The organism is Pseudomonas gregormendelii (genome assembly GCF_017114825.1).
Classification (GTDB): Bacteria; Pseudomonadota; Gammaproteobacteria; order Pseudomonadales; family Pseudomonadaceae; genus Aquipseudomonas; species Aquipseudomonas gregormendelii.
Genome location: NZ_JADEVO010000006.1, coordinates 26,152 through 47,231, shown reverse-complemented (window position 1 = coordinate 47,231; position 21,080 = coordinate 26,152). Strand labels below are relative to the sequence as shown.

Sequence of the window (21,080 nt, the reverse complement as noted above, 5' to 3'; positions counted from 1 at the left end):
AACATCAAGGCTCCCGGAATGGGGGCCTTTTTGTTGCCTGCGGCAGCTCCTACAGGGGGATCTATGGGGGGTCAGGCGGCGCGTTCTTCGCCGGGGTTGCGCTCGAAGTAGCGCTTGTACTCGCGGCTGAACTGCGAAGTGCTCTGGTAACCCACCCGATGCGCCACTTGCGCCACGCCCAACCCTTCGGCCATCAGCAAGGCCTGGGCCTTGAGCAAGCGCAAGCGCTTGAGATACTGCACAGGGGACAACAGCGTGCTGCGCTTGAAATGCTCGTGGAAGGTCGACGCACTCATGTTCGCGCAACTGGCCAGGGTCTCGACGTTCAGCGGTTCGGTGTAGTGCGCATGCAGATGACTGAGCGAGGCGGCAATTCGCGCGAATTGCCCCTGTTGTTCAACCAGCGCCCGCAGCACATCGGCCTGAGGCCCGCGCAATGCCACGTACAACAACTCACGCAACCGCGCCTGGCCCATGATCCGGCATTCCAGCGGATCGTGCAGGCAGCGCAACAGCCGCTCCACGCAACCGCGCATGGCATCGTCGAGCACCGCCGAGGTCATGGACTCCGGTGTCTGTGCCGGAATATGCCGCCCCGGCGCCAACCCCATGGCCAGCACCAGCTCACCGAGCAGCACCCGATCAATGGCGATGGAAACCCCCAGCATAGGCCCATTCGGCGCCGAAAATGTTTCGCACTCAAACGGCACCGGCAATGCCTGGATCAGATAATGCCCGGCTCCGTATTCCAGCGTACGCGGCCCCAGGTACGCCAGTTTGCTGCCTTGGGCGATGATCACCAGGCTGGGCTCGTAGATCTGCGGACCGCGCGCGACATCACAACTGGCCCTTAGAACCTGGACGCCCGGCAACGGCGTAGGGGCGAAACCATCGCGAGTGGTCAGGGGCTCAATCAGCGAAACCAGCGTGGCATTGGCATCGAGATGACGGGTTAACAACATGGGGATTCTTCACCAAAAAAGTCGCGAAAAAAGGTATGAAACCATCATCGCAGGTCTGGTTGGCCAATTGATCACACGACCATTGATATCGGAGGAATAGGCATGACACACGGAGGAATCGCCATGGCCGGTGACAGGTTGGGCGGCCAAAATGTGTCGCCTCACTTGTCACTGCTTTTGCGAGGTTCCTCATGTACACCGCTATCGGATATGCCGCCCAGTCGGCCTCCACGCCCCTCGCCCCGATGAAATTCGAACGTCGCAGCCCGCGCCCCGACGACGTGGCCATCGACATTCTCTACTGTGGCGTCTGCCACTCCGACATTCATCAGGCCCGCAACGAATGGGGCATCGCCGTTTACCCGTTGATGCCCGGCCACGAGATTGTCGGCAAGGTTACCGCCATCGGTGCGAACGTCACCCGGCATAAAGTAGGCGATCTGGTTGGCGTTGGCTGCATGGTCGATTCCTGCCGTAGCTGCGAAGCCTGCCAGGCGAATCTGGAGCAGTATTGCCTGGAAGGTCCGACCATGACCTACGCCACCCCCGACCGGGTCGATGGCAGTAACACCATGGGCGGCTATTCCGACAGTATCGTGGTCAGCGAGCACTTTGTAGTGCGCATACCGCAAAAACTCGACCTTGCCAGCGCTGCGCCGATCCTCTGCGCCGGCATCACCACGTATTCACCGCTCAAACACTACGGGGTGAAGGCCGGCGACAAAGTCGGGATTCTGGGCATGGGCGGCCTGGGCCATATGGGCATCAAGTTCGCCAAGGCCATGGGCGCCGAAGTCACGCTGTTCACCCGCTCGGCGAGCAAGGCCGAAGAAGGTCGTCGCCAGGGTGCCGACCACGTGATCGTGTCCACAGATGCCGAACAGATGAAGGCGGCCGCAGGGCATTTCGACTTCCTGCTGGACACCATTCCGGTGCAGCACGACCTCAATCCCTACCTCGACACCCTGAGATTCGACGGCGTGCACATCCTGGTGGGCCTGATCGAACCGGTGGAACCGCCGGTCCACGCCGGCAAGCTGGTGATGAGTCGTCGGGTGCTGGCCGGCTCGCTGATTGGTGGCATCGCCGAAACCCAGGAAGTGCTGGATTTCTGCGCCGAACATGACATCACTTGCGACATCGAAATGCTCGACATCCGCCAGATCAATGAGGCTTACACCCGCATGATTGCCGGTGACGTGAAGTACCGCTTCGTGATCGACATGGCCACCCTGAAGGTGTAATCAGACCTTGGCACCCAGCTCGGCCGACAGCCGGGCTGTGACCCCTTTGATCAGGGGAATCAGCTCGGCCATTTTTTCCAGCGGCATGTACGGCACGGTGCTGGCGATGCTGATGCCGGCAACGATACGCTTGCTGGCATCACGAATCGGCGCCGCGACACAGCGGATCGATGGCTCGTTGTCCTCCAGATCGAAGGCATAACCGCCAGCCACGTATTCCATCATGCGCTGCTGAAACTGCTCCCAGGATTGCTCCGGGTGCTGCGGCCAGAACAGATTTTTCCCACCCACCGGCAAGCTGACTTCGTACAGCCGTTGCCATTCTTCCTGGCTGTCATCGAGCATCAGCGCCTTGCCGATGCCGGTGCGCGCCAACGGCATGCGATGGCCCACCCGCGAACGCATTTCCGGACCATTGCGCCCCGGATTCTTGTGCAGGTAAAGCACCTCGTCGCCTTCGCGAATCGCCAGGTGAATGGTGTCGCCAGTCAATGCCGACAATTCGTCCAGATAAGGCCCGGCCAGGGTCACCAACGGCAGCTCTTCGCGCGCCTGGAAACCCAGCTCGATCAGCTTGGGCCCCAACAGATAGCCGACTTGCGGCACCACGCGCAGATAACGCTCGTCCACCAGGCAGCTGGCCAGGCGATGAGTGGTGCTACGCGTAGTCCCGATCAGCCGGGCAATTTCCTTGAGATCGCGGGCGCCACTGGCCACGGCCTGGACCACACCCAGGCCCCGAAGCAACGTCTGGGTGCCGGTCGGTGCGGCGTCCTTGGCGATTTTTGCGGAGTCTTCCTGCATATCCAGCCTTTACCGTTGAGCGAGTGACGGGCGGCATTATGGTCGCCCGATGGTGGTCACTACAACTTGATACGCTCGACCTTGCCTACCAGCAGCACGTAGGAAAGTGCGCCGATCAGCGCCAGGATCGAGATATAGGTGATCGCTGGGGCGAAGGAATCTCCGGTAGCCAGGAAACCAATGACGATCGGCGTGGTAATCGCCGACAGATTGCCGATGAAATTGAACACGCCACCGGTCAAGCCGAGCAACCCTGCCGGGGCCAGGGTCGAGACCAGGGACCAGGTGATCGACGCCAGCCCGTTACCGAAAAATGCCAGCGCGAGGAAGGCGATGACCAGCGGCGTCGACTCGACGAAGTTGGCGCCAATGATCGAGGTGGAAATCAGCAGGCCGCCAATGATCGGCAACTTGCGCGCAAATCCGACGGTGTAGCCGCGCCGGATCAGCAAGTCCGAGAAGAACCCTGAACACAACACGCCGACGAACGCGGCAAGAAACGGCAGCGACGCCAGCAGGCCGGACTTGATGAAGTCCATGCCGCGATATTTCACCAGGTAGGTCGGGAACCACGTCAGGAAAAACCACAGGGTAGAGTTGAGGCAGAACTGACCGAGGTAGATGCCCCACAATTTGCGTTTGGTCAGAACGATGCCCAGGTCAGTCCAGCTGAATTTCGCCTTGACCTTGGCCTGCTCGGCCTGGATATCCACCAGCCCGCCACCTTCGCGGATCAGCTCGATCTCGGCGGCGTTGGCACCCTTGAAGTCCCGTGGTTCGCGATACACCGCGTACCAGATCACCGCCCACAGAATGCCGACTGCACCCGTGCTGACGAACACCATGTGCCAGCCATACTGGTGTTGCAACCACGCCAGTACTGGTGTCAGGAAGGCCAGGCCAACGAACTGTCCGGAGGTGTAGAAGCCGATGGCCGTGGCACGCTCGCGCTCAGGAAACCAGGTGGTGACCACGCGGCTGTTAATCGGATAGGCCGGCGCCTCAAGCGCACCAACGGCCATGCGCAGAACGAACAGCGCGATGAAGCTGGCGGCGAAGCCGAGCATTACAGTGGCAATCGACCACAACAACAGGGCAACGCTGTAGAGAATGCGCGGCGGCACGCGATCCACCAGCCAGCCGCCGGGGATCTGCATGGCAGCGTAGGTCCAGCCGAAGGCGGAGAAAATCAGTCCCACGTGAATGGGATCGATGCCCAGCTCGCTGGTCAGCGCCGGGGCGGCGATCGACAGGTTGCTGCGGTCCAGGTAGTTGATGACCACGGTAATGAACAGCAGCACCATGATGAAAAAACGCTTACGGCTGGGTGCCACCAACGACGCCTGCCCGGTGAGGGTTTGCGGTTGCATGGGGGATGCCTCTTTTTATGTTTATTGAGGTCGATGTGAAATCGGGGTTTGCCGCAAATCTCCCTGTCCATGGAGATCAAACTGTGAGAGCCAGCCTGCTGGCGATAGCGGTGAGTCAGTCACCAAAAATACCCGGGGTGCCGACCAAATCGCCAGCAGGCCGGCTCCCACAGGAATTTGCGGTGGATCAGAGAGCACTCACCACTCGGCAAAACTGCCATCGGCGTGGCGCCAGATCGGGTTGCGCCAGCGATGGCCGACGGCTGCGCGCTGGATCACGTACTCCTCGTTGATCTCGATCCCCAGGCCCGGGCCGTTGGGGATTTTCACGAAGCCTTTGTCATAGTCGAACACCCGCGGATCCTTGACGTAATCCAGCAGGTCGTTGCTCTCGTTGTAGTGGATGCCCAGGCTCTGCTCCTGGATGAACGCGTTGTAGCAAACCGCATCCAGCTGCAGGCAGGCGGCCAGTGCGATCGGGCCCAGCGGGCAATGCAGCGCCAGGGCGACATCGTAGGCTTCAGCCATGTTGGCGATCTTGCGGGTCTCGGTGATACCGCCGGCATGGGACGCATCCGGCTGGATGATGTCGACATAACCTTCGCTGAGCACGCGTTTGAAATCCCAGCGCGAGAACAGCCGCTCGCCTAGGGCGATCGGGGTGCTGGTCAGCGGCGCCAGCTCTTTGAGCGCTTCGTAGTTTTCGCTGAGCACCGGTTCTTCGATGAACATCAACTTGTACGGATCCAGCTCCTTCATCAACACCTTGGCCATGGGCTTGTGCACCCGGCCATGGAAGTCCACGCCGATGCCGACGTTAGGCCCCACCGCGTCACGCACGGCAGCAACGTTGGCCAATGCCAGGTCGACTTTCTCAAAGGAGTCGAGGAACTGCAATTCTTCGGTGCCGTTCATTTTCACCGCAGTGAAACCACGTCCCACCGCTTCTTTTGCCGCACGGGCTGTGTCCGCCGGGCGGTCACCACCGATCCAGGAATACACTCGAATCTTGTCGCGAACCTGACCACCCAGCAGATCGCTGACAGACACGCCCAACGCCTTGCCCTTGATGTCCCACAGCGCTTGGTCGATACCCGCCAGTGCGCTCATGTGGATGGCACCGCCACGGTAGAAGCCGCCGCGATAGAGCACAGTCCAGATGTCCTCGATGTTGCGTGGGTCTTTGCCGATCAGGTAGTCGGACAATTCTTCGACGGCTGCGGCGACGGTGTGGGCGCGGCCTTCGACCACGGGTTCGCCCCAACCGGTCACGCCCTCGTCGGTTTCGACCTTGAGGAAGCACCAGCGCGGCGGCACGATGAAGGTGGTGAGTTTGGTGATTTTCATCTGTATCTCTCTCTTATTGGATGCAGCGCTAGCAGCGCCAAGAAGTCTTAGCGAAGGGCTTTCCAGGCAGCCACGTAGGCCTTGGCGTTGTTCGCCACCTGCTCTGGCGTCATGCCCGGCTTGAACAGCCCGGAACCCAGGCCGAAACCTTTGACGCCGGCGTCGATAAACACCTGCATGTTGTCGGGCGTGATCCCGCCAACCGGGGCCAGAACAGTCCCTGGCGGCAGCACCGCGAGCCAGGCTTTCACCACGGCGGGGCCCATTTGCTCGGCGGGGAACATCTTGAGTACGTCTGCGCCTTCGGCCAGCGCGGCGAATGCTTCGGTGGGAGTGGCAACACCGGGCGACAGGAACAGGCCGGCCGCTTTGGCCGCACGCAGCACCTTGGGATCGCTGTGGGGCATGACAATCACCTGGCCGCCCGCGGCTTTCACCTGCTCGACCTGCTCCGGCGTGAGTACTGTGCCTGCGCCGATCAGGCAATCGGCCGGCAAGATGCTGCGCAGGATGCGAATGCTGTCGTACGGCTCGGGGGAATTGAGCGGCACTTCGATGACGCGAAATCCGGCGGCATACAGGACTTCGCCAATGGCGGCCGCTTCTTGCGGACGCAGTCCACGCAGGATCGCGATCAGACCGTTTTGCGCCAGGGCTTGCTTGAGCATGTCAGACCTCCAGTGGGGGGTTAACGGGAAAGGGTTGGCGGGATGAGGCCGGCGGCAAGCGCCAGTTGCCACAACCCGCGCTCGGTGGCCTGCTCGCCCAGGGACACCCGGGCAAATCCACAGGCGTCCAGGGCCCTGCAGTAGCGACTGCAGAGTTGGGAATTGCCAATGAGGATGATTGAGGGCAGATGCACGCTGTTGCGTCGATGACGCTGGGCATGTGCCAACGCGCAAACTTCGTGGCCGATCAACAGCCCGGACAGGTAGTCCGGCTGGGCGCTGGCACTCAGTTCGCCGGTCAGGCCGAGGCTGCGGGCACTGAACAGCGTGGACAGCGGGCCGATCTCGCCATCGGACGACAGCGCCACTTGTACACCACGGTCGAACGCATCGCCGTCAAAGGATCCGCCGCGTTGCTGGGTACGGCCGAGAATACTGTGCTCGCTGAGCACCGCGAAAATTTCACCGGTCATGAAGGTATCGAAATGCACGATGCAGCCTTCGGCCACTTCCACCCATTTCGAATGACTGCCGGGCAAGCCGATCAGCAGATCACCGCCACTGTTGCCTGCAAGATGGTGCAGAACGCCGAGCACTTGGGCTTCTTCGCCGCGCATCACATTGGGCAGGCGCGAGCGCTGGATGACACCGGGCACGATGTGCACGTCGACTCCGCGAATGCTGCGCACAGCCTGCAGGGAGTTCCCGAGATCGGCGACGTTGGCCGGGGTCTCCCGGTAGGCCGCTTCGCACCAGCCCTGGGCGCTGCCGACCATGCCACAGGCAATGACCGGCAAGCCTGGCTGTGCATCGAGCCAGTCGCCGCAGGCTTCATCGAAGGCCAGTTCAAAGCCGTCAGCGCACGGCTGGCCGGCGATCACCCGGGGTGTGCGGGGCAGCTGCATGATGCCTGTAGACAGCGACCGCTGTTCCAGCACCTGGCCGCCTTCGGCGAGTTTGTAAGCACGTAATGAGGTTGTCCCCCAATCGAGCGCGATCAATTGCGCCAGCATCGCTTCACCTGTTCTGTTTGTTGGGCAGTGAGTGAGCCGGACTATAAACCTGGGAGGGGACAAATCTCAATATATAAATATCAATCCCATATATTGAAACAAAGTAAAAAAAGATCGCAGCCTTCGGCTGCTCCTACAGGGATTGCGAAACTGTAGGAGCTGCCGAAGGCTGCGATCTTTCAAGGAGTCATCAATTTCCCGCGGCGAAATCCCGCAACACCGCCCCATCCATCCGATAGCGCACCCACTCTTCCTGCGGCTGCGCACCCAGGGATTGATAGAACTCGATCGCCGGCTTGTTCCAGTCGAGCACGCTCCACTCGAAGCGCCCGCAATCATTGGCGCAGGCAATCTTCGCCAGGTGCCGCAGCAGGGTCTTGCCCGCCCCGCCGCCGCGCTGTTCGGGGGTGATGTACAGGTCTTCGAGGTACAGGCAATTGCTGCCCAGCCAGGTGGAGTAGCTGAAGAAGAACACCGCGAAGCCGATCGGCAGGCCATCGCGCAGGCAGATCAGGCCGTGGGCGGTGGCGCCTTCGCTGAACAGGCTGCGCTCGATGTCGGCAACGCTGGCGATGACTTCGTGCCGGGCCCGTTCGTAGTCGGCCAGCTCAGTGATGAACGCGAGGATTTGCGGCGCATCGCTGGGGGTCGCCGGGCGGATGTCGATCGTCATGGACGGGCCTTCGTCAAAATTGAAAAAAACATACTAAGACGCCACGCGACGCTCGTCACATGGGAAATCGGTTTTTCCGCATCGCTGCCGTTGCGCAATCACTCCGGCCAGCACTAACCCTGAAATCGCGAACCTCGCACCTAACGCCGGCGTCCCCCGTGTTAGAAAGACAGGCTGTGCATTTTTTATCAGGACAAGGACCCGCCTCATGCCCACCGCAATACCCGCCGTTTCGAACCGCCTGTTCGGTTTGTTCTGCTTCGCCAGCTACCTGCTGTCGTTGTCATACGGTTCGACCTTCCTGCTGTCGCTGTTGATCAGTTCGCGAGGGGGCAATGAGCACGATGCCGGCAGCGTGATCTCCGCAGCGATGCTCAGCACCTTTGCGGCAGTGATCGTGTCCGGGCACTTGTCGGATGCGCTCGGTGCCGCCCGCTCGATCGCCCTGTTCGGCATTTTGCTGGCTGCTGCGAGTCTGGGATTTGCCATGGCACCAGGGTTTGGCGACCTGCTGCTGTTGTTCGGTTTGCTGCTGGGCTTGGGCTGGGGCGTTTTCTACACCTTGGGGCCGATCATTGTGGCAAGTCTGGTGACGCCCGCGCAACGAGCCCGCTATTTCGCCTTGCTGTCGGGCAGCATGCTCACAGGGATTGGCAGCGGTCCCCTGCTGGGGCGCCTGGCCAGTGCGCTGGGGTATCCCGTGACGGCGGCGTTTTACCTGGCCGCACTGGCCAGCCTGATCGGCGTGCTGTTGTTCTGGCGGCTCGATGTGCACCTGCGGCAAGTGCCTTCTGCGTCAATTGCAGGCGCGCGCATATCCTGGCGGGCGACGGCTCGGGTGCTGTCATCCAAAGCGGTGTTCCCGATCATCATGGTCGGCCTTGGCGGCAGCATATTTGGCGGTTTGTCGAGCTTTCAAACCAGCTACGCTGCCGCTCGCTCAGTCGACTATTCGCTGTTTTTCCTGGGTTTCATGGGTGCTGCGATCGCCGGGCGAATGGTGATTGCCGGGTGGGTGGTCAAGCGCGACCCGCTTCGCGCGTCCTGCCTGCTGTCCGGGCTGACCCTGGGCTCGATCCTGATGTTCGGCTACGGGGTGAACGACAGCGTCAGTTACCTGATGGCTGCAGTGATGCTGGGCATCGGCTACGGCCTGACATATTCGGTGATCAATGGCCTGGCGGCCAACGAAGCACCCGCTGGCACTCTCTCGCAGGCGCTGCTGTTATTCAGCCTGGCGTACTTCATCGGCGTGTTTGGCTTTCCGTTCGTGGCCGGCAAGATCATCGTCGAATATGGAATGACGACACTTTTGCACACAGTTCTGCTGATCAGTCTGCTGAACTGGCTGATCACCGCAGGCCGACTGCTCTGGCGGCGAATCTTTGCCACCAGGGCGACGCAAAGCGCCTGAACCGTTCGTCGACCTTAAGGCACCAATTCAAATCAGGGGCGGACCAATATTCGGTAAGGACTTAAAAATAAATGGAGACGACAAAATGATCCTGTCCAGATTGACTGCCCTGTCCCTCGCCACCTTGCTGTCTGCTAGCGCTTTCGCGGCGACCGTCGCCACCGGCACCGGTCCGACCAATCCTGTCGAAGCGCCCAAAGCCCCCGCCATCCAGAGCGCCCCAGGCATTAACACCAATGGTACGGGTGTCGACAGCAGTTTACCGCCGTCCACCGGTACCGACCCACGGACCCAAGGCAGCGATATGGGACGTCAGGGTGGGATGAACGCGCCGGACACCCAGACTCCCGATAACGCAGAAACCGGCACCGGCTCGAAAACCACCACGGGTGGTTCGGGCTCCGAAGGTGGTGCCAGCAAATAGTTCGCCCACGCGAGCGTCCTTTCTATCGCCATGAAGAGGTAAGCATGAACGTCGATGACAACCTTGAGAAAGAAGTCCTGACCCGCCTGTTGCACGCCCACCCAAGTGGTTTGGGCAAGGAGGTACTGGATAATTATCGCGGGGAAAAAGTCGTGGCCAGCACCCTCGCCACGTTGCAGGATCGCGGCCTGATCCAGCATGGGCATGTGACCTGTAACGAGGCCGGCGAGCATTCGCTGAATTTGCCGATCAAGCTCAGTGCTGCCGGGGTCGAAGCGGCGCGCAAGCTGGAAGTGTAAGCCGTTTGGCGCGAGGCTGGTGTTGCTGGCCTCGCGTTGTTGCCAATACCGCCATCGCGGGCAGGCTCACATCGGTCCCGCCACCCACCATGCCCCCTGTGGGAGCGAGCCTGCTCGCGATGACGCCCACTCAGGCACCCGCAGTCCTGCTGATCAAAGCATCGACCTCACTGGAGCCAGGCGAAGTCGCCGGCCCCCAGCGAGTCACCGCCAAAGCCGCCGCTGCATTCGCTCGCCGCGATGCCTCGAGCATCGGTAAACCTTGAGCCAAACCGGCGATGAATACTCCGGCATGCGCATCACCGGCGCCATTGCTGTCCACTGCTTCTACCTTGAAACCCGGCACGTGCTGAGGCTCACTACCCTGGCTGACCCAGCAACCTTGCGGCCCATCGCGAACTACCAGCAGTGCTTTTTTCGGCAGGTGATCGGCCAGCATAATCAGTGCCTGGGCAATATCCGTCGCACCGGTAAAGCCAAGCGCCTCGACGCCATTGCTGGTCCACAGGTCTATGCGCGGCAACAGCGCCTGCATCAGTGGCGCATCCGGCGAGTCCACCAGCGGGCCCGGATCGAACACCACCTTGATCTCACCGGCTAGCGCCAGCACCCAATCCACCAGTGCCTGGGCCTTGCCGGCATGCAGCAGGCTATAGCCACTGACGTAGACATAGTCCCCCGCCTCGACTTTCACGCCGGCGAGGTCCTGGGCAGTCAGTTCGCCTTCGGCACCAATATAGGAAATGAACGTCCGCTCGGCCGATGCCTCGGTCACGGCTACGCACAAACCGGTATCTTGCCCGGCGCTGTGGGCGATGCCGATGTGAATGCCCTCGGCCGCCATGGCCTCCCGGGCCAGGTCACCGAAGCGACCCGTGCCGTGCCGCCCCAGGTAGACCACGGGTAAACCATTGCGCTGGGCGGCGGCCATGACATTGAAGCCACCTCCAGCCTCAAAACTGGCCGACTGCGCTAATACGTCGCCACCCGATTGAGGCAGTTTGGCCACTGCCATGACCAGATCGATGATGACCTGGCCGGTGTGCAGCAATCTAGGCATGAGCATTCTCGATCAGTCCCGGGCGACGATCCCTGGCGCCGCCCAGCAGCCCGTAAACCCCGCCCGCCACCAGGAAGGTAACGATCCAGCCGAGGCCGTTATGCCCCAACCAGGAATCAGACAGGAACCCGCGGAACCACAGCGTCTGCTCGGTGGTACCAATGGTGGTGAAGCTGTAACCCAGGACGATCGCCAGCGCCCAGGCGCCGAATGCGCGCCACTCAATGCCGCCGCGATACCAGTAAGCACTGCTCGGGCTGACGTCCAGCAGGTCCTGGGGGCTGTAGTAGTGACGGTGAATCAGGTCCACCACAAAAATCCCCACCCAGGCCGTGATTGGCACTGCCAGCAGCGAAATAAAGGTAATAAAGGGACCGTAGAAGCTGTCGGCAATCAACATGAAGTAGATCGACCCGGCGAAGATCGCGACGATGTCGACCACCACGGCATACACCCGCTTGACCTTGAGGCCGAGGGTCAATGTGGTGAGGCCTGCGGAGTACACCGACAGGTTGTTCGACAGCAGCAGACCACCGAATGCCGTGATCAGATAGGGCACCGCCATCCACGTGGGCAGCATGTCGCGAATCGCGACGATCGGGTCGGTGGCCGCGGCCAGGTCATCGTTGCCCACCGACAGCAGGCCGCCCAGGGTAATCAGCAACACCAGCGGAATACCCGCGCCAAAGGCCGCCGAGGCAACCAGGCGCACGGCCTTGACGCTGCGATGCTGGTAGCGCGACATGTCGGCGCCAGCATTCGCCCAGCCGATTCCGGTCCCCGCCGCCATGGTGCCGACCCCGATGATCATTGCGCTCAGCGGCGCCGGTGGCGCATTAAACACGGCGCTCCAGTCGATGGTGGCGCAGAGAAAACCGCCTACCAGAATGTTCAGCGCGCCAAATACGTAAGTCGCCCATTTTTGGATGACCAACAACGTAGCGTGGCCGAGGCCGGAGACCGACAACGTCAGCAGCACAAAAATCGCGATGAAGATCAGCGTCAGCACCGGCGCGCTCTTGGCTTCCACCGGCGAACCGAACAGGATCGAGCACAGCGACAGCAACACGAACGCGGCGGTGGTGGTGTTGACCGTCTCCCAACCCAGGCGCGACATCAGCGAAACCAGCGTCGGCCCAATGTTGCCGCGCACACCGAAGATGGCCCGGGACAAGGTCAGGCTCGGCGCCCGCCCCCGCCGTCCGGCGATCGAGATGATGCCCACCACCGCGAAGGAGCCGGCAGCCCCGAGGACCGCCACGATGATAGCCTGCCAGATCGCGAGCCCGCGAAACGCCACGAGCGTGGCCCCCAGCGGCAGGCCAAGGATGGAAATGTTGGCGGCGAACCAGACCCAGAACAGTTGCAGCGGATGACCGTTGCACTCCGCTTCCGGCACCGGTTCGATGCCACGGGTCTCCAGTTGCCCGGCGGTCTGCCCGCTATTTGAAGAACGCATGAAATGCTCCTGTTGCCATTTTTGTGGTTGTCGGCAAAACGAATGTATGACGCGCCTCCTACAGTGGTGTGGTGTTCTCGCCTTCAGCGCAAAGCCATAAGGCCCTGCACCAACGGTTCCAGCGCCAGACCGTTAACCATCTTGACCCTGTCGATCATCGCCACAGGCCAGCTCTCCAGTCCAAGGCAGGCACCGAGCATGGCACCCAGGATCGCCGCGATGGTGTCGGTGTCGCCACCCAGGCTCGCGGCCATGCACAGCGCCTCGAACGCGTTCATTTCGCCAATGGCCACCTGTTGCGCCAGGGCAAAGGACACCACTACCGATTCCTGGGAAGCCACCGAGGTGCCGATCACGTCGTATAGCAGGTCGGCGAGCAACGCTTTGTCACTGTCGACACTGATGGTCCGGGCCCAGCTGATGCGCGAAGCGATGCGGCCACCGGCGACCCAATGTCCATGGCTCTCGGCTTGCTGGGCGATATGTTGACCCAGGTTCAGTGCAGCGCCCAGGTCCATGCCGTTGATGCCGGCGGAGACCACCGCCGCCACCGCTGCCGCGCTGGAAATGCCCAAGGTGGTGTTGTGGGTGACCTGGCAGGCCTGCACGACGGACTGAATGAAACGTTCGGGGTCAGCGATGTCCGCCGCGATGCCCACCGGCGTAATGCGCATGGCCGCACCGTTGGTGGTGCCGTAGCGCCCGGCCTCTGCCGGCGAATGCCCGGCAAGGATCATTTCGATCGCCCGTTTGGTCGAGGGCCCCAGCAGATCCTGCGAGCCTTTGGCTCGCATCTCGGCTTCCCATTCGATCAGGCGCTGGGCGAGCTCCGAAGGCTCGATCCGACCCTGGCCCTCGATCAGTAACTGACCGACCAGAATCGCCTGTTCGGTGTCATCGGTGATCGAACCGGCGGGCATATTGGCCGCGATCGGCTGATCGGGGCCGGCGTCTTGCAGGTCGTTGATCTGACCGAAACGCGCCTTGATATCAGCGCGGCTGAGCGATTGCGTCGGCATGCCCAACGCATCGCCCAGGGCCAGTCCGTAGAACGCGCCGAGGGCACGATTGAGCGGGGTCATTGCGGGGTTCCAAATTGCAGGTGCAGGCGAAAGTGCACGGGATCAAGCAAGCTTTCGACCTGTTCCATGAAGCGGTTTTGCCGGTCGTAGGTGGTGCGCAAAGCCTTGAGAAAGACCGTGCCCACCGGTCGTCCGAGCAGTTGTGCGTCCTCGGCATTCAGCGGCTCGGCGCCGATCCATTGATCGCCGCGCTCGCCGATAAAACCATAGGCCGCCAGGGTGATGGTCAGGGAATCGTCGATCAAACCGACCCGGGGCAGGCTTTCCAGGCCGCTGTTGGCGGGCATCAGAGAGCGTTCAAGAGACACCAGGGTGCCATCGTTGGAGCGCCGGCGGCGGTCCAGTGTGATGAATTTTTCAGTGCCAAAGCGCGACAGCAAATCGGGTCGATCCACTGCCTCCAGGCGCAGCACTTCGGTATTGACCAGCGCCCCGCTGTCGGCCAGGGCCTGGGCCCAACCGCTGCGCTGGTCGAGCACTACCCCGTCAAAGGTGACGATGGAACCGACCCCCGTTTGCGTGGCGATGTAATGGCGCCGTTTCAACTCGGCCAGGGCTTCACGCAACGTGCCTCGGCTGACTTTGAATTCCTGAGCCAACTGATGTTCGCCGGGCAACAGGAAACCGTCCTCCATGAGGCCGCTTTCGATGCGCCGGATAAGCTCGTCGACCACCCGTTTTTTCTTGTCAAATCGTACCTGTCTAATCATGTACAAATTGATACCCGAAACGGGTTGGAGCGGGCAAGGAATATTTCAGTGAGGTGACAAATGGAAGGTGTCCGCTTCGCGGTCAATCGCGGGCAAGCCTTGCTCCCAGAGTGCTTTGCTCTCACAGCGCCCTGCTCCCACAGGTGGTATGCGCCCCCCATGAGGGAAGGGAGTTCAGCAAGTTACCTGCAAACCCTGTGGGAGCAAGGCTTGCCCGCGATGGCGTCAGAAATAACCACTCAGGGCTCAAGACCGATGGGAAAAAACTCACCACCACTCCACACGCCAAGCCAGCGCTGCCCGTCGATCTCCCGGGTGACGGCCAGTTCCACCAACTGGTAGAACACATTGCGATGGATCAGCGCCTCAAGGTTGGTCCGCACGTGCACGTAAGGCGCCGGCTCCTGGGTGACCGGGTCGATCACCACGCGGATGGGGTGCTCTCCCCCCGCCTCGGCAGTCTCGTCAACGTTGGTGGTAAACCGCAGCAACTGGGCCTCACCCTCGCCTTCCACTTCCACGGCAATGGCCACGAACGGGGCGTCATCGACCTTGATGCCGACCTTCTCGACCGGGGTGATCAGGAAGTAATCATCCCCGTCGCGGCGGATGATGGTGGAGAACAGCTTGACCATCGGCTTGCGTCCGATCGGCGTGCCCAGGTAATACCAGGTGCCGTCCCGGGCAATACGCATATCAATGTCGCCACAGAACTCGGGATTCCACAGGTGGACCGGCGGCAGGCCTTTGGTCTTGGGGATTTGCCCCAGCAGGTCGTTGGCTTTTTGCGGTCCGCTCATGGTGTTCTCCTGGAAAATTATTGATCACTGATGCCCAGCAGGCTGCGCGCGTATTGCTCAAGCGGCGGGCCCATCAGGTCTTCGGGCCGAGAGTCGTGGAACGTCAGCAAACCGCCGCGACTCTTGATGCGTGCAGTATCGATCAAATACTGGGTGCTGGTCTCGATCAACATGATCTGAATCACACCGGTATCGACACCCAGCCGGTCCACGGCTTCCTGGTCCAGCCACTCATCGGAGTTGCCGATACGGTCGTCCGCCTTGGCAAAGCGCGTGTACAGCAGGTAATGAGCGCCCACGGCGCGGGCTTCACCCATAGCCTCGTCGAGCCCCTCAGGCGCGCGAGCGCGGCGCACCATGGGGAAATACTCGATGAATCCATCGAAGGCCACTTCGGCGATGACGTTGGGACGCGGGTGGGCAGTGCCGCCACGCGGCGCGAATGCGCCTTGGGCGATGTAGATGAAGGAGTCCGGCTGGATTCGCAGGTTACTGACCCGACGACTGTCGCTGTGATCGAGCAGGCCGGCATCGCTCATGTGATAACGGGTGCCTTCGGCCATGTCACTGACGTTCATGCAGCCACCAAGCGCCAAAATGGCCAGCAGCAAAACCGGGTTACGCATCCTGTCCTCCAGAGGCCGGTGACGGAAAACCGGCGAATGGGCATTGGATGCAGCTTCCGCGCCAGCTCAAGCTCAAGCTCCTGCCACAGGGAAATGCATTGCACCTGTGAATGCAGGTCGACTGTGGGAGCGGGCGTGCTCGCGAAGGCAGATTTTCAGCCGCCGATGATCTTCATGATGGTCGCGCCGCCGGAGAACGCCACTTCCTGCTTGTCTCCCAGCGCTTTGACCAGAAGCCGTTGCAAGGCTGGCAACGCCTGGTGGCGCGGTTTATCCAGCAGATCGCCGACATAGTGGCGGTTGCTCGACGACAGGCAGCCATGCAGCCAGCCTGTGGACGACAGCCGCAGCCGCGAGCAGGTGCGGCAGAACGGCACGCTTTCGTTGGCAATTACCCCGAAGTGGCCCATTCCCGGAATTTCGTAACGCACCGCCGTGGCATCGACGGGCGCATCGGCCTGCAGGTACTCGTAGCGCTCGCCGATCAGGTCGAGCAATTGCTGGAGGCTGACGAATTGCTGCAGGAAGGCATTGGAGTCACTGGCCAGATGCCCCATGCGCATCAATTCGATGAAGCGCAGCTCATAGCCGCGCTCCAGGCAATAATCGAGCAGCGGCATCACCTGATCGAGGTTCTGCCCGCGCAACGGCACCATGTTCACCTTGATCTTCATGCCTGCCGCGCTGGCCTGGTCCATGCCATTGAGCACGGTCGCCAGGTCGCCGCCACGCGCGATACTACGGAAAGCGCCGGCATCCAGGGTATCGAGGGACACGTTGATGCGCCGGATGCCGGCATCGACCAGCAGTGGCAGCTTCTTCGCCAGCAACTGGCCGTTGGTGGTCAGGCTGATATCTTCGAGCCCCATCTTGCCGACGGCGGTCATGAAGGCTTCGAGTTTCGGGCTGACCAGCGGCTCGCCACCGGTGATGCGCAAACGCTCGATGCCCGCCGCTTCGATGAGATAGGCCACGCCCCGTGCCATGGCATCGGCCGACAGTTCATCCTGCGCAGCCACCAGCCGCTTGCCATCAGGCACGCAGTAGGTACAGGCGTAATTGCAGGCTGAAGTCAGGCTGATCCGCAAATTGCGAAAACGCCTGCCTTGACGGTCAACGATCATGGAGCACTCCGGCGAAAGGAAATGGAACTGCTAAAACTTGACTCACAAATCAAGTTTTAGCAAGTCCCATGCCTGAGTATATTCCTGCGGCATGCGCCATGGTGTGAATATCATGGCGCAATAAGGCAGCTGAATGGCTCAGCTGCTTGGGGTGTCGGTGTCGCGCTTGCGCTTGTTGCCCATGCGCACGCCGATGTCCATCAGGAACTGGAAGAAGCCTTCCTGGTCTTCCAGCACATTGCTCCAGAACGGCGAGTGATACAGCGCCACGGCACCGTGCACCAACGCCCAGGATGCGCAGTAGTGGAAGTAAGGCGGGACATCTTCGAGCTTGCCTTCGCTGATACGACCCTTGATCAGCAGGGTCAACCGCTCGAAGTTCGAGGCGCGGATCTTGTGCAGTTCCTCGACCATCTCCGGCACCTGGTTGCCCTTGACCACTTTCTCTTCCAAGCGGTCGAACAACCGGTAGCGTTGCGGATCGCGCATGCGGAATTCGAAGTAGGCGCGCGACAGCGCTTCCTTGTCCTTGTCGACGTCGGCGGAATGCAACAGCTCGTTCAGGTCACGCTCGTAGTCGAGCATCAGGCGCAAGTAGATCTCGGCCTTGGACTTGAAGTGCTTGTAGATCGTGCCTTTGCCGATACCGACGGCATCAGCAATCATCTCGACGGTGACACTGTCTTCACCTTGGTCGAGGAACAGCTTTAGCGCGGTATCGAGAATTTCCTGCTCGCGGCGACGAAACTCACGGACCTTACGAGGTTCTTTATGCATAAGAAAAGGTCTGTAGGGGTCAAAATTCGAAGCCGCGTATTATGCCTAACTTGCGCCAAAATGCACGGATCATCCGACCATATCTGTGTTTCATGAGGTTTTCATGCACGCTGGCCGGTTGATGAGAACTCTTCCGAAGCGCGCGTATTCCAAAATTGTTTAAAAACCTGACCGGCTAAACTGGACTCGGCGCAATACTGATCAATACTTCAACTGTCGACGAGACATCTCCCCCAAGTGTCTCGACGATAAAGGTACCAACGGACCGCGTATCTTTGTTTTACTCCTAATGGTCTTAACCCGGATTCACCCCCCAGAACCCGGGTTTTTTTTGCCTGCGATTCAGGGGCCAAAGCCCCGTAGGAGCTGCCGAGGGCTGCTATCTTGTGTACCTGCGTTACGCCGACGCCCTGACGTGGGCCAATGGAAACAGCCGTTTGAAGTTCTCAGTGGTCTGCGCGGCAAAGTGCTCGTAGGACTCCCCGCGCAACATTGCCAGAAATTCCGCTACCTCGCGCACGTACTGCGGCAGGTTTGGCTTGCCGCGATGAGGAATGGGGGCCAGGTACGGCGAGTCGGTTTCCACCAGCAATCGATCGGCCGGGACCTTGCTGGCAACGTCGCGCAGGGCGTCGGCATTGCGGAAAGTGACAATCCCGGACAATGAAATGTAATAACCCATGTCCAGCGCCGCTTTCGCCATGTCCCAGTCTTCGGTGAAGCAATGCAGCACCCCAGCCTGAGGCAGCGCGGCTTCGCGCAGCAGGTCCAGCGTATCGGCGCGGGCTCCGCGGGTGTGAATAATCACCGGTTTGCCGGTCTGCTGCGCCGCCTGCAGATGCAGACGAAAGGACGCCTGCTGCAACTCGGCCGCTTCCGGCTCGTAGTGATAGTCCAGGCCCGTCTCACCAATGGCTACCACGCGCGGATGGTTGAGCTCCTGCAGCAGCCAGTCCAGTGCTGGCGCCGCACCGGGCTGTACGTCCAGGGGATGCACGCCCACCGAGCAGTCAACGTCGTCGTAACGCTCGGCCAGGGCCTTGACGTCGGCGGCATTGTCGACGCTGATGCCAATGCACAGGAAGTGACCGACGCCCCGTTGGCGGGCCGCGTCCAGCGCGGCATCCAGTGAGCCGTTGTGCGCGGCGAGGTCGAGTCGATCAAGGTGACAATGGGAATCTACGAGCATAAAGAGGGCTGCAACTTACATCGTATGAGTGGGACGGTCGGACTTCAGGGCTCCGGCCAAATGGGTTTCGATTCGACTGCGGGCGGTGTTGTCGCCGTCATTGAACTGCACGCCGACCCCGGCGGCGCGGTTGCCCTGGGCGCCTTTGGGCGTGATCCAGGTGACCTTGCCGGCGACCGGAATCTTTTCGGCTTCATCCATCAGGTTGAGCAGCATGAAGACTTCATCCCCCAACCGGTAACTCTTGTTGGTCGGAATAAACAGGCCACCATTCTTGATGAAGGGCATGTACGCCGCGTAAAGCACCGACTTGTCCTTGATGGTCAGGGACAGGATGCCGTTGCGCGGCCCGGAGTTGACGGGTTCATTCATGCTGACCTCCTCGGCCGATGTTCAGAGTCTAGTCACTTCTGGCCGGGCAGAGACGCCCACTGCACCAACAAGGCCTCGAGCATTAATACCCGATTGAGGTTGGCTTTGCTCATGACTTTCTGGCGCTGGGCGAGAATCCAGTCCTGGATATCGAGGACCTTGTCCTGAGCCGACTTCTGCGCCAGGTATTGAATCACTTTGCGCATGTCCGCCAGCCCCAGCCCTTCTTCATCCTGGGTCAACTGATAACGCAGGATAAGGCTCGACCAGTCGCAGAACCAGTCAAACAGCAGCAACAGCGGAATCGCGTTCCAGCCTTCTGCCAGTTGTGTCGGCGACTGCTGCTGCTTGAGCAGCTTCTTGACCCCTTCGACCACCAGCGCCCTTTGCTCACGCACGCCCTGGGCCTGCAGCTTGACCGCCGCCAGCGGCGAGCCGGCGGCCAGGGTCAACAGTTCCACGCGCTCCTCTTCGGAGCAATCGGGCAAGGTCTGCGCCAGCCAGGCCAGGCTCATGGCCTCGCCAGGCAATGGGCAGGCCTGCTGCACGCAACGGCTCTTGATGGTCGGCAACAGACGGCTGGTCTGGTGGCTGACCAGCAGCAATACGGTATCGCCGGAAGGTTCTTCAAGGCTTTTGAGCAAAGCGTTGGCGGCGTTGATGTTCATGGCTTCGACAGGCTCGATCAGCACGACTTTGCGCCCGCCCATCTGCGCGGTCTGCACCACGAAACTTACCAGTTCGCGAACCTGATCGACCTTGATCGCCTTGTCCGCCTCTTCCGGTTCGAGGACGTAGTTGTCCGGGTGGCTGCCGGCCTTGAGCAACAGGCAGGATTTACACTCGCCGCAGGCATCCTGGGCAGTCGGGCGCTGGCACAACAGGCTGGCCATCAAGCGCTCGGCCAATGCACGCTTGCCAATTCCGGCCGGGCCGTGCAACAGGTAGGCGTGGGCATGCTGCTTGCGACCGGCCAGTTGCTGCCAGAGCGAGTCCTGCCAGGGATAGGCTTCAGCCACGGGCCAGCTCCAGCAGACGCGGGAGCAAGGCGTCCAGGGACTGCTGGACCTGCACCAGCGGTTGTGCGGCATCGACCAGCACGTAACGCGCAGGATCGGCTTCAGCGCGCTTGAGGAAGGCGCTGCGCACCGCGTCGAAGAAGGCCCTGCCTTCCAGTTCGAAGCGGTCAAGGCGACCACGGGCACTGGCACGCGCCAGACCGACTTCCACCGGCAGGTCGAAAATCAGCGTCAGGTGCGGGCGCAGGTCTCCCTGGACGAAGGTTTCCAGGGTGGCAATACGTTCCAGCGACAGGCCACGGCCGCCACCTTGGTAGGCATAGGTGGAATCGGTGAACCGGTCGCACAGCACCACAGCCCCCCGGGCCAATGCCGGGCGGATGACTTCGGCCAGGTGCTGGGCGCGAGCGGCGAATACCAGCAGCAGCTCGGTGTCCGGGTTCATGGCTTCTTCGACCGGCGCCAGCAGCACCTCACGAATTCGCTCGGCCAGCGCGGTGCCGCCCGGCTCGCGGGTCAACACCACCTCGATACCGGCGGTGCGCAGGCGCTCGGCGAGGTATTCGCGATTGGTGCTCTTGCCGGCGCCCTCGGGGCCTTCCAGGGTAATAAACAAGCCAGTCACAGGCAGTCCTTAGTCAGGG

23 protein-coding genes are annotated in these 21,080 nt (G+C 61.3%); 4 read left to right on the top strand and 19 right to left on the bottom strand.

From position 1 onward, the window contains the following. Positions 1–71 precede the first annotated feature (71 nt). Positions 72–962, bottom strand: a complete 891-nt coding sequence (locus tag IMW75_RS06325; RefSeq protein ID WP_205892129.1) for an AraC family transcriptional regulator — start codon at positions 960–962, stop codon at positions 72–74. Positions 963–1,153: 191 nt separating this feature from the next. Here IMW75_RS06325 and IMW75_RS06320 point away from each other — a divergent pair, with 191 nt between their 5' ends. Continuing rightward, positions 1,154–2,206 carry an NAD(P)-dependent alcohol dehydrogenase gene (locus IMW75_RS06320; RefSeq protein ID WP_205892128.1) on the top strand — a complete coding sequence of 351 codons (1,053 nt, stop codon included), beginning with the start codon at positions 1,154–1,156 and terminating at the stop codon, positions 2,204–2,206. Here IMW75_RS06320 and IMW75_RS06315 read toward each other — a convergent pair whose 3' ends face one another. The 6 genes from IMW75_RS06315 to IMW75_RS06290 form a co-directional block, all read right to left on the bottom strand. Continuing rightward, on the bottom strand, positions 2,207–3,010 hold the full coding sequence (locus IMW75_RS06315) for an IclR family transcriptional regulator (RefSeq protein ID WP_045061700.1): 804 nt from the start codon (positions 3,008–3,010) through the stop codon (positions 2,207–2,209). 59 nt (positions 3,011–3,069) lie between these two features. Then, positions 3,070–4,380 carry an MFS transporter gene (locus IMW75_RS06310; RefSeq protein ID WP_205892127.1) on the bottom strand — a complete coding sequence of 437 codons (1,311 nt, stop codon included), beginning with the start codon at positions 4,378–4,380 and terminating at the stop codon, positions 3,070–3,072. A 198-nt stretch (positions 4,381–4,578) separates the two neighbouring features. After that, positions 4,579–5,727 (bottom strand): galactonate dehydratase, encoded by a 1,149-nt coding sequence (gene dgoD, locus IMW75_RS06305; protein WP_205892126.1) that lies wholly within the window; start codon positions 5,725–5,727, stop codon positions 4,579–4,581. Between the two features lie 47 nt (positions 5,728–5,774). Further along, complete coding sequence (locus tag IMW75_RS06300; protein WP_205892125.1) at positions 5,775–6,395, bottom strand: 2-dehydro-3-deoxy-6-phosphogalactonate aldolase; 621 nt, start codon at positions 6,393–6,395, stop codon at positions 5,775–5,777. Between the two features lie 20 nt (positions 6,396–6,415). Continuing rightward, positions 6,416–7,408 carry a 2-dehydro-3-deoxygalactonokinase gene (locus tag IMW75_RS06295; protein WP_205892124.1) on the bottom strand — a complete coding sequence of 331 codons (993 nt, stop codon included), beginning with the start codon at positions 7,406–7,408 and terminating at the stop codon, positions 6,416–6,418. 190 nt (positions 7,409–7,598) lie between these two features. Continuing rightward, a complete protein-coding gene (locus IMW75_RS06290; RefSeq protein WP_045061705.1) occupies positions 7,599–8,081 on the bottom strand; it encodes a GNAT family N-acetyltransferase in 483 nt (160 codons plus the stop codon). A 208-nt stretch (positions 8,082–8,289) separates the two neighbouring features. Here IMW75_RS06290 and IMW75_RS06285 point away from each other — a divergent pair, with 208 nt between their 5' ends. The 3 genes from IMW75_RS06285 (at position 8,290) to IMW75_RS06275 (ending at position 10,218) form a co-directional block, all read left to right on the top strand. Continuing rightward, the gene (locus IMW75_RS06285) at positions 8,290–9,495 is read left to right on the top strand and encodes an MFS transporter (RefSeq protein WP_045061706.1); all 1,206 of its coding nucleotides are present in this window, start codon (positions 8,290–8,292) and stop codon (positions 9,493–9,495) included. An 85-nt stretch (positions 9,496–9,580) separates the two neighbouring features. Further along, entirely contained in the window at positions 9,581–9,919 is a 339-nt protein-coding gene (locus tag IMW75_RS06280) for a hypothetical protein (protein ID WP_122839150.1), read from the top strand. Between the two features lie 44 nt (positions 9,920–9,963). Beyond that, the gene (locus IMW75_RS06275; RefSeq protein WP_045061708.1) at positions 9,964–10,218 is read left to right on the top strand and encodes a hypothetical protein; all 255 of its coding nucleotides are present in this window, start codon (positions 9,964–9,966) and stop codon (positions 10,216–10,218) included. Between the two features lie 130 nt (positions 10,219–10,348). On the opposite strand, the gene IMW75_RS06270 is transcribed toward IMW75_RS06275, so the two are convergent. The 12 genes from IMW75_RS06270 to tmk form a co-directional block, all read right to left on the bottom strand. Then, positions 10,349–11,278 carry a PfkB family carbohydrate kinase gene (locus IMW75_RS06270; protein WP_205892123.1) on the bottom strand — a complete coding sequence of 310 codons (930 nt, stop codon included), beginning with the start codon at positions 11,276–11,278 and terminating at the stop codon, positions 10,349–10,351. Then, on the bottom strand, positions 11,271–12,737 hold the full coding sequence (locus IMW75_RS06265) for a purine-cytosine permease family protein (protein ID WP_205892122.1): 1,467 nt from the start codon (positions 12,735–12,737) through the stop codon (positions 11,271–11,273). The genes IMW75_RS06270 and IMW75_RS06265 overlap by 8 nt, the downstream gene beginning before the upstream one ends. Before the next feature lie 83 nt (positions 12,738–12,820). Next, on the bottom strand, positions 12,821–13,819 hold the full coding sequence (locus IMW75_RS06260) for an ADP-ribosylglycohydrolase family protein (RefSeq protein WP_045061711.1): 999 nt from the start codon (positions 13,817–13,819) through the stop codon (positions 12,821–12,823). Beyond that, the gene (locus IMW75_RS06255) at positions 13,816–14,529 is read right to left on the bottom strand and encodes a GntR family transcriptional regulator (RefSeq protein WP_045061712.1); all 714 of its coding nucleotides are present in this window, start codon (positions 14,527–14,529) and stop codon (positions 13,816–13,818) included. The genes IMW75_RS06260 and IMW75_RS06255 overlap by 4 nt, the downstream gene beginning before the upstream one ends. A 239-nt stretch (positions 14,530–14,768) precedes the next feature. Next, positions 14,769–15,329, bottom strand: a complete 561-nt coding sequence (locus tag IMW75_RS06250; protein ID WP_205892121.1) for a DUF1285 domain-containing protein — start codon at positions 15,327–15,329, stop codon at positions 14,769–14,771. 17 nt (positions 15,330–15,346) lie between these two features. Next, on the bottom strand, positions 15,347–15,955 hold the full coding sequence (locus tag IMW75_RS06245; RefSeq protein ID WP_045061714.1) for a DUF4823 domain-containing protein: 609 nt from the start codon (positions 15,953–15,955) through the stop codon (positions 15,347–15,349). A 155-nt stretch (positions 15,956–16,110) separates the two neighbouring features. Then, the gene (locus IMW75_RS06240; protein WP_045061715.1) at positions 16,111–17,079 is read right to left on the bottom strand and encodes a GTP 3',8-cyclase MoaA; all 969 of its coding nucleotides are present in this window, start codon (positions 17,077–17,079) and stop codon (positions 16,111–16,113) included. A 138-nt stretch (positions 17,080–17,217) separates the two neighbouring features. Further along, positions 17,218–17,856, bottom strand: a complete 639-nt coding sequence (locus IMW75_RS06235) for a TetR/AcrR family transcriptional regulator (RefSeq protein ID WP_008152317.1) — start codon at positions 17,854–17,856, stop codon at positions 17,218–17,220. Positions 17,857–18,253: 397 nt separating this feature from the next. Further along, the gene (locus tag IMW75_RS06230; protein ID WP_205892120.1) at positions 18,254–19,045 is read right to left on the bottom strand and encodes a TatD family hydrolase; all 792 of its coding nucleotides are present in this window, start codon (positions 19,043–19,045) and stop codon (positions 18,254–18,256) included. Between the two features lie 15 nt (positions 19,046–19,060). After that, a complete protein-coding gene (locus IMW75_RS06225) occupies positions 19,061–19,417 on the bottom strand; it encodes a PilZ domain-containing protein (RefSeq protein WP_045061717.1) in 357 nt (118 codons plus the stop codon). Positions 19,418–19,449: 32 nt separating this feature from the next. After that, positions 19,450–20,436 (bottom strand): DNA polymerase III subunit delta', encoded by a 987-nt coding sequence (locus IMW75_RS06220; protein WP_205892119.1) that lies wholly within the window; start codon positions 20,434–20,436, stop codon positions 19,450–19,452. After that, positions 20,429–21,061, bottom strand: a complete 633-nt coding sequence (gene tmk, locus IMW75_RS06215; protein WP_205892118.1) for a dTMP kinase — start codon at positions 21,059–21,061, stop codon at positions 20,429–20,431. Before tmk ends, IMW75_RS06220 begins: the two co-directional genes overlap by 8 nt. Positions 21,062–21,080 lie beyond the last annotated feature (19 nt).

What these genes read in the sequence shown, in the direction of transcription:
- IMW75_RS06325 (WP_205892129.1), bottom strand. Translation starts at nt 962, where the DNA reads ATGTTGTTAACCCGTCATCTCGATGCCAATGCCACGCTGGTTTCGCTG.
- IMW75_RS06320 (WP_205892128.1), top strand. Translation starts at nt 1,154, where the DNA reads ATGTACACCGCTATCGGATATGCCGCCCAGTCGGCCTCCACGCCCCTC.
- IMW75_RS06315 (WP_045061700.1), bottom strand. Translation starts at nt 3,010, where the DNA reads ATGCAGGAAGACTCCGCAAAAATCGCCAAGGACGCCGCACCGACCGGC.
- IMW75_RS06310 (WP_205892127.1), bottom strand. Translation starts at nt 4,380, where the DNA reads ATGCAACCGCAAACCCTCACCGGGCAGGCGTCGTTGGTGGCACCCAGC.
- dgoD (WP_205892126.1), bottom strand. Translation starts at nt 5,727, where the DNA reads ATGAAAATCACCAAACTCACCACCTTCATCGTGCCGCCGCGCTGGTGC.
- IMW75_RS06300 (WP_205892125.1), bottom strand. Translation starts at nt 6,395, where the DNA reads ATGCTCAAGCAAGCCCTGGCGCAAAACGGTCTGATCGCGATCCTGCGT.
- IMW75_RS06295 (WP_205892124.1), bottom strand. Translation starts at nt 7,408, where the DNA reads ATGCTGGCGCAATTGATCGCGCTCGATTGGGGGACAACCTCATTACGT.
- IMW75_RS06290 (WP_045061705.1), bottom strand. Translation starts at nt 8,081, where the DNA reads ATGACGATCGACATCCGCCCGGCGACCCCCAGCGATGCGCCGCAAATC.
- IMW75_RS06285 (WP_045061706.1), top strand. Translation starts at nt 8,290, where the DNA reads ATGCCCACCGCAATACCCGCCGTTTCGAACCGCCTGTTCGGTTTGTTC.
- IMW75_RS06280 (WP_122839150.1), top strand. Translation starts at nt 9,581, where the DNA reads ATGATCCTGTCCAGATTGACTGCCCTGTCCCTCGCCACCTTGCTGTCT.
- IMW75_RS06275 (WP_045061708.1), top strand. Translation starts at nt 9,964, where the DNA reads ATGAACGTCGATGACAACCTTGAGAAAGAAGTCCTGACCCGCCTGTTG.
- IMW75_RS06270 (WP_205892123.1), bottom strand. Translation starts at nt 11,278, where the DNA reads ATGCCTAGATTGCTGCACACCGGCCAGGTCATCATCGATCTGGTCATG.
- IMW75_RS06265 (WP_205892122.1), bottom strand. Translation starts at nt 12,737, where the DNA reads ATGCGTTCTTCAAATAGCGGGCAGACCGCCGGGCAACTGGAGACCCGT.
- IMW75_RS06260 (WP_045061711.1), bottom strand. Translation starts at nt 13,819, where the DNA reads ATGACCCCGCTCAATCGTGCCCTCGGCGCGTTCTACGGACTGGCCCTG.
- IMW75_RS06255 (WP_045061712.1), bottom strand. Translation starts at nt 14,529, where the DNA reads ATGATTAGACAGGTACGATTTGACAAGAAAAAACGGGTGGTCGACGAG.
- IMW75_RS06250 (WP_205892121.1), bottom strand. Translation starts at nt 15,329, where the DNA reads ATGAGCGGACCGCAAAAAGCCAACGACCTGCTGGGGCAAATCCCCAAG.
- IMW75_RS06245 (WP_045061714.1), bottom strand. Translation starts at nt 15,955, where the DNA reads ATGCGTAACCCGGTTTTGCTGCTGGCCATTTTGGCGCTTGGTGGCTGC.
- IMW75_RS06240 (WP_045061715.1), bottom strand. Translation starts at nt 17,079, where the DNA reads ATGATCGTTGACCGTCAAGGCAGGCGTTTTCGCAATTTGCGGATCAGC.
- IMW75_RS06235 (WP_008152317.1), bottom strand. Translation starts at nt 17,856, where the DNA reads ATGCATAAAGAACCTCGTAAGGTCCGTGAGTTTCGTCGCCGCGAGCAG.
- IMW75_RS06230 (WP_205892120.1), bottom strand. Translation starts at nt 19,045, where the DNA reads ATGCTCGTAGATTCCCATTGTCACCTTGATCGACTCGACCTCGCCGCG.
- IMW75_RS06225 (WP_045061717.1), bottom strand. Translation starts at nt 19,417, where the DNA reads ATGAATGAACCCGTCAACTCCGGGCCGCGCAACGGCATCCTGTCCCTG.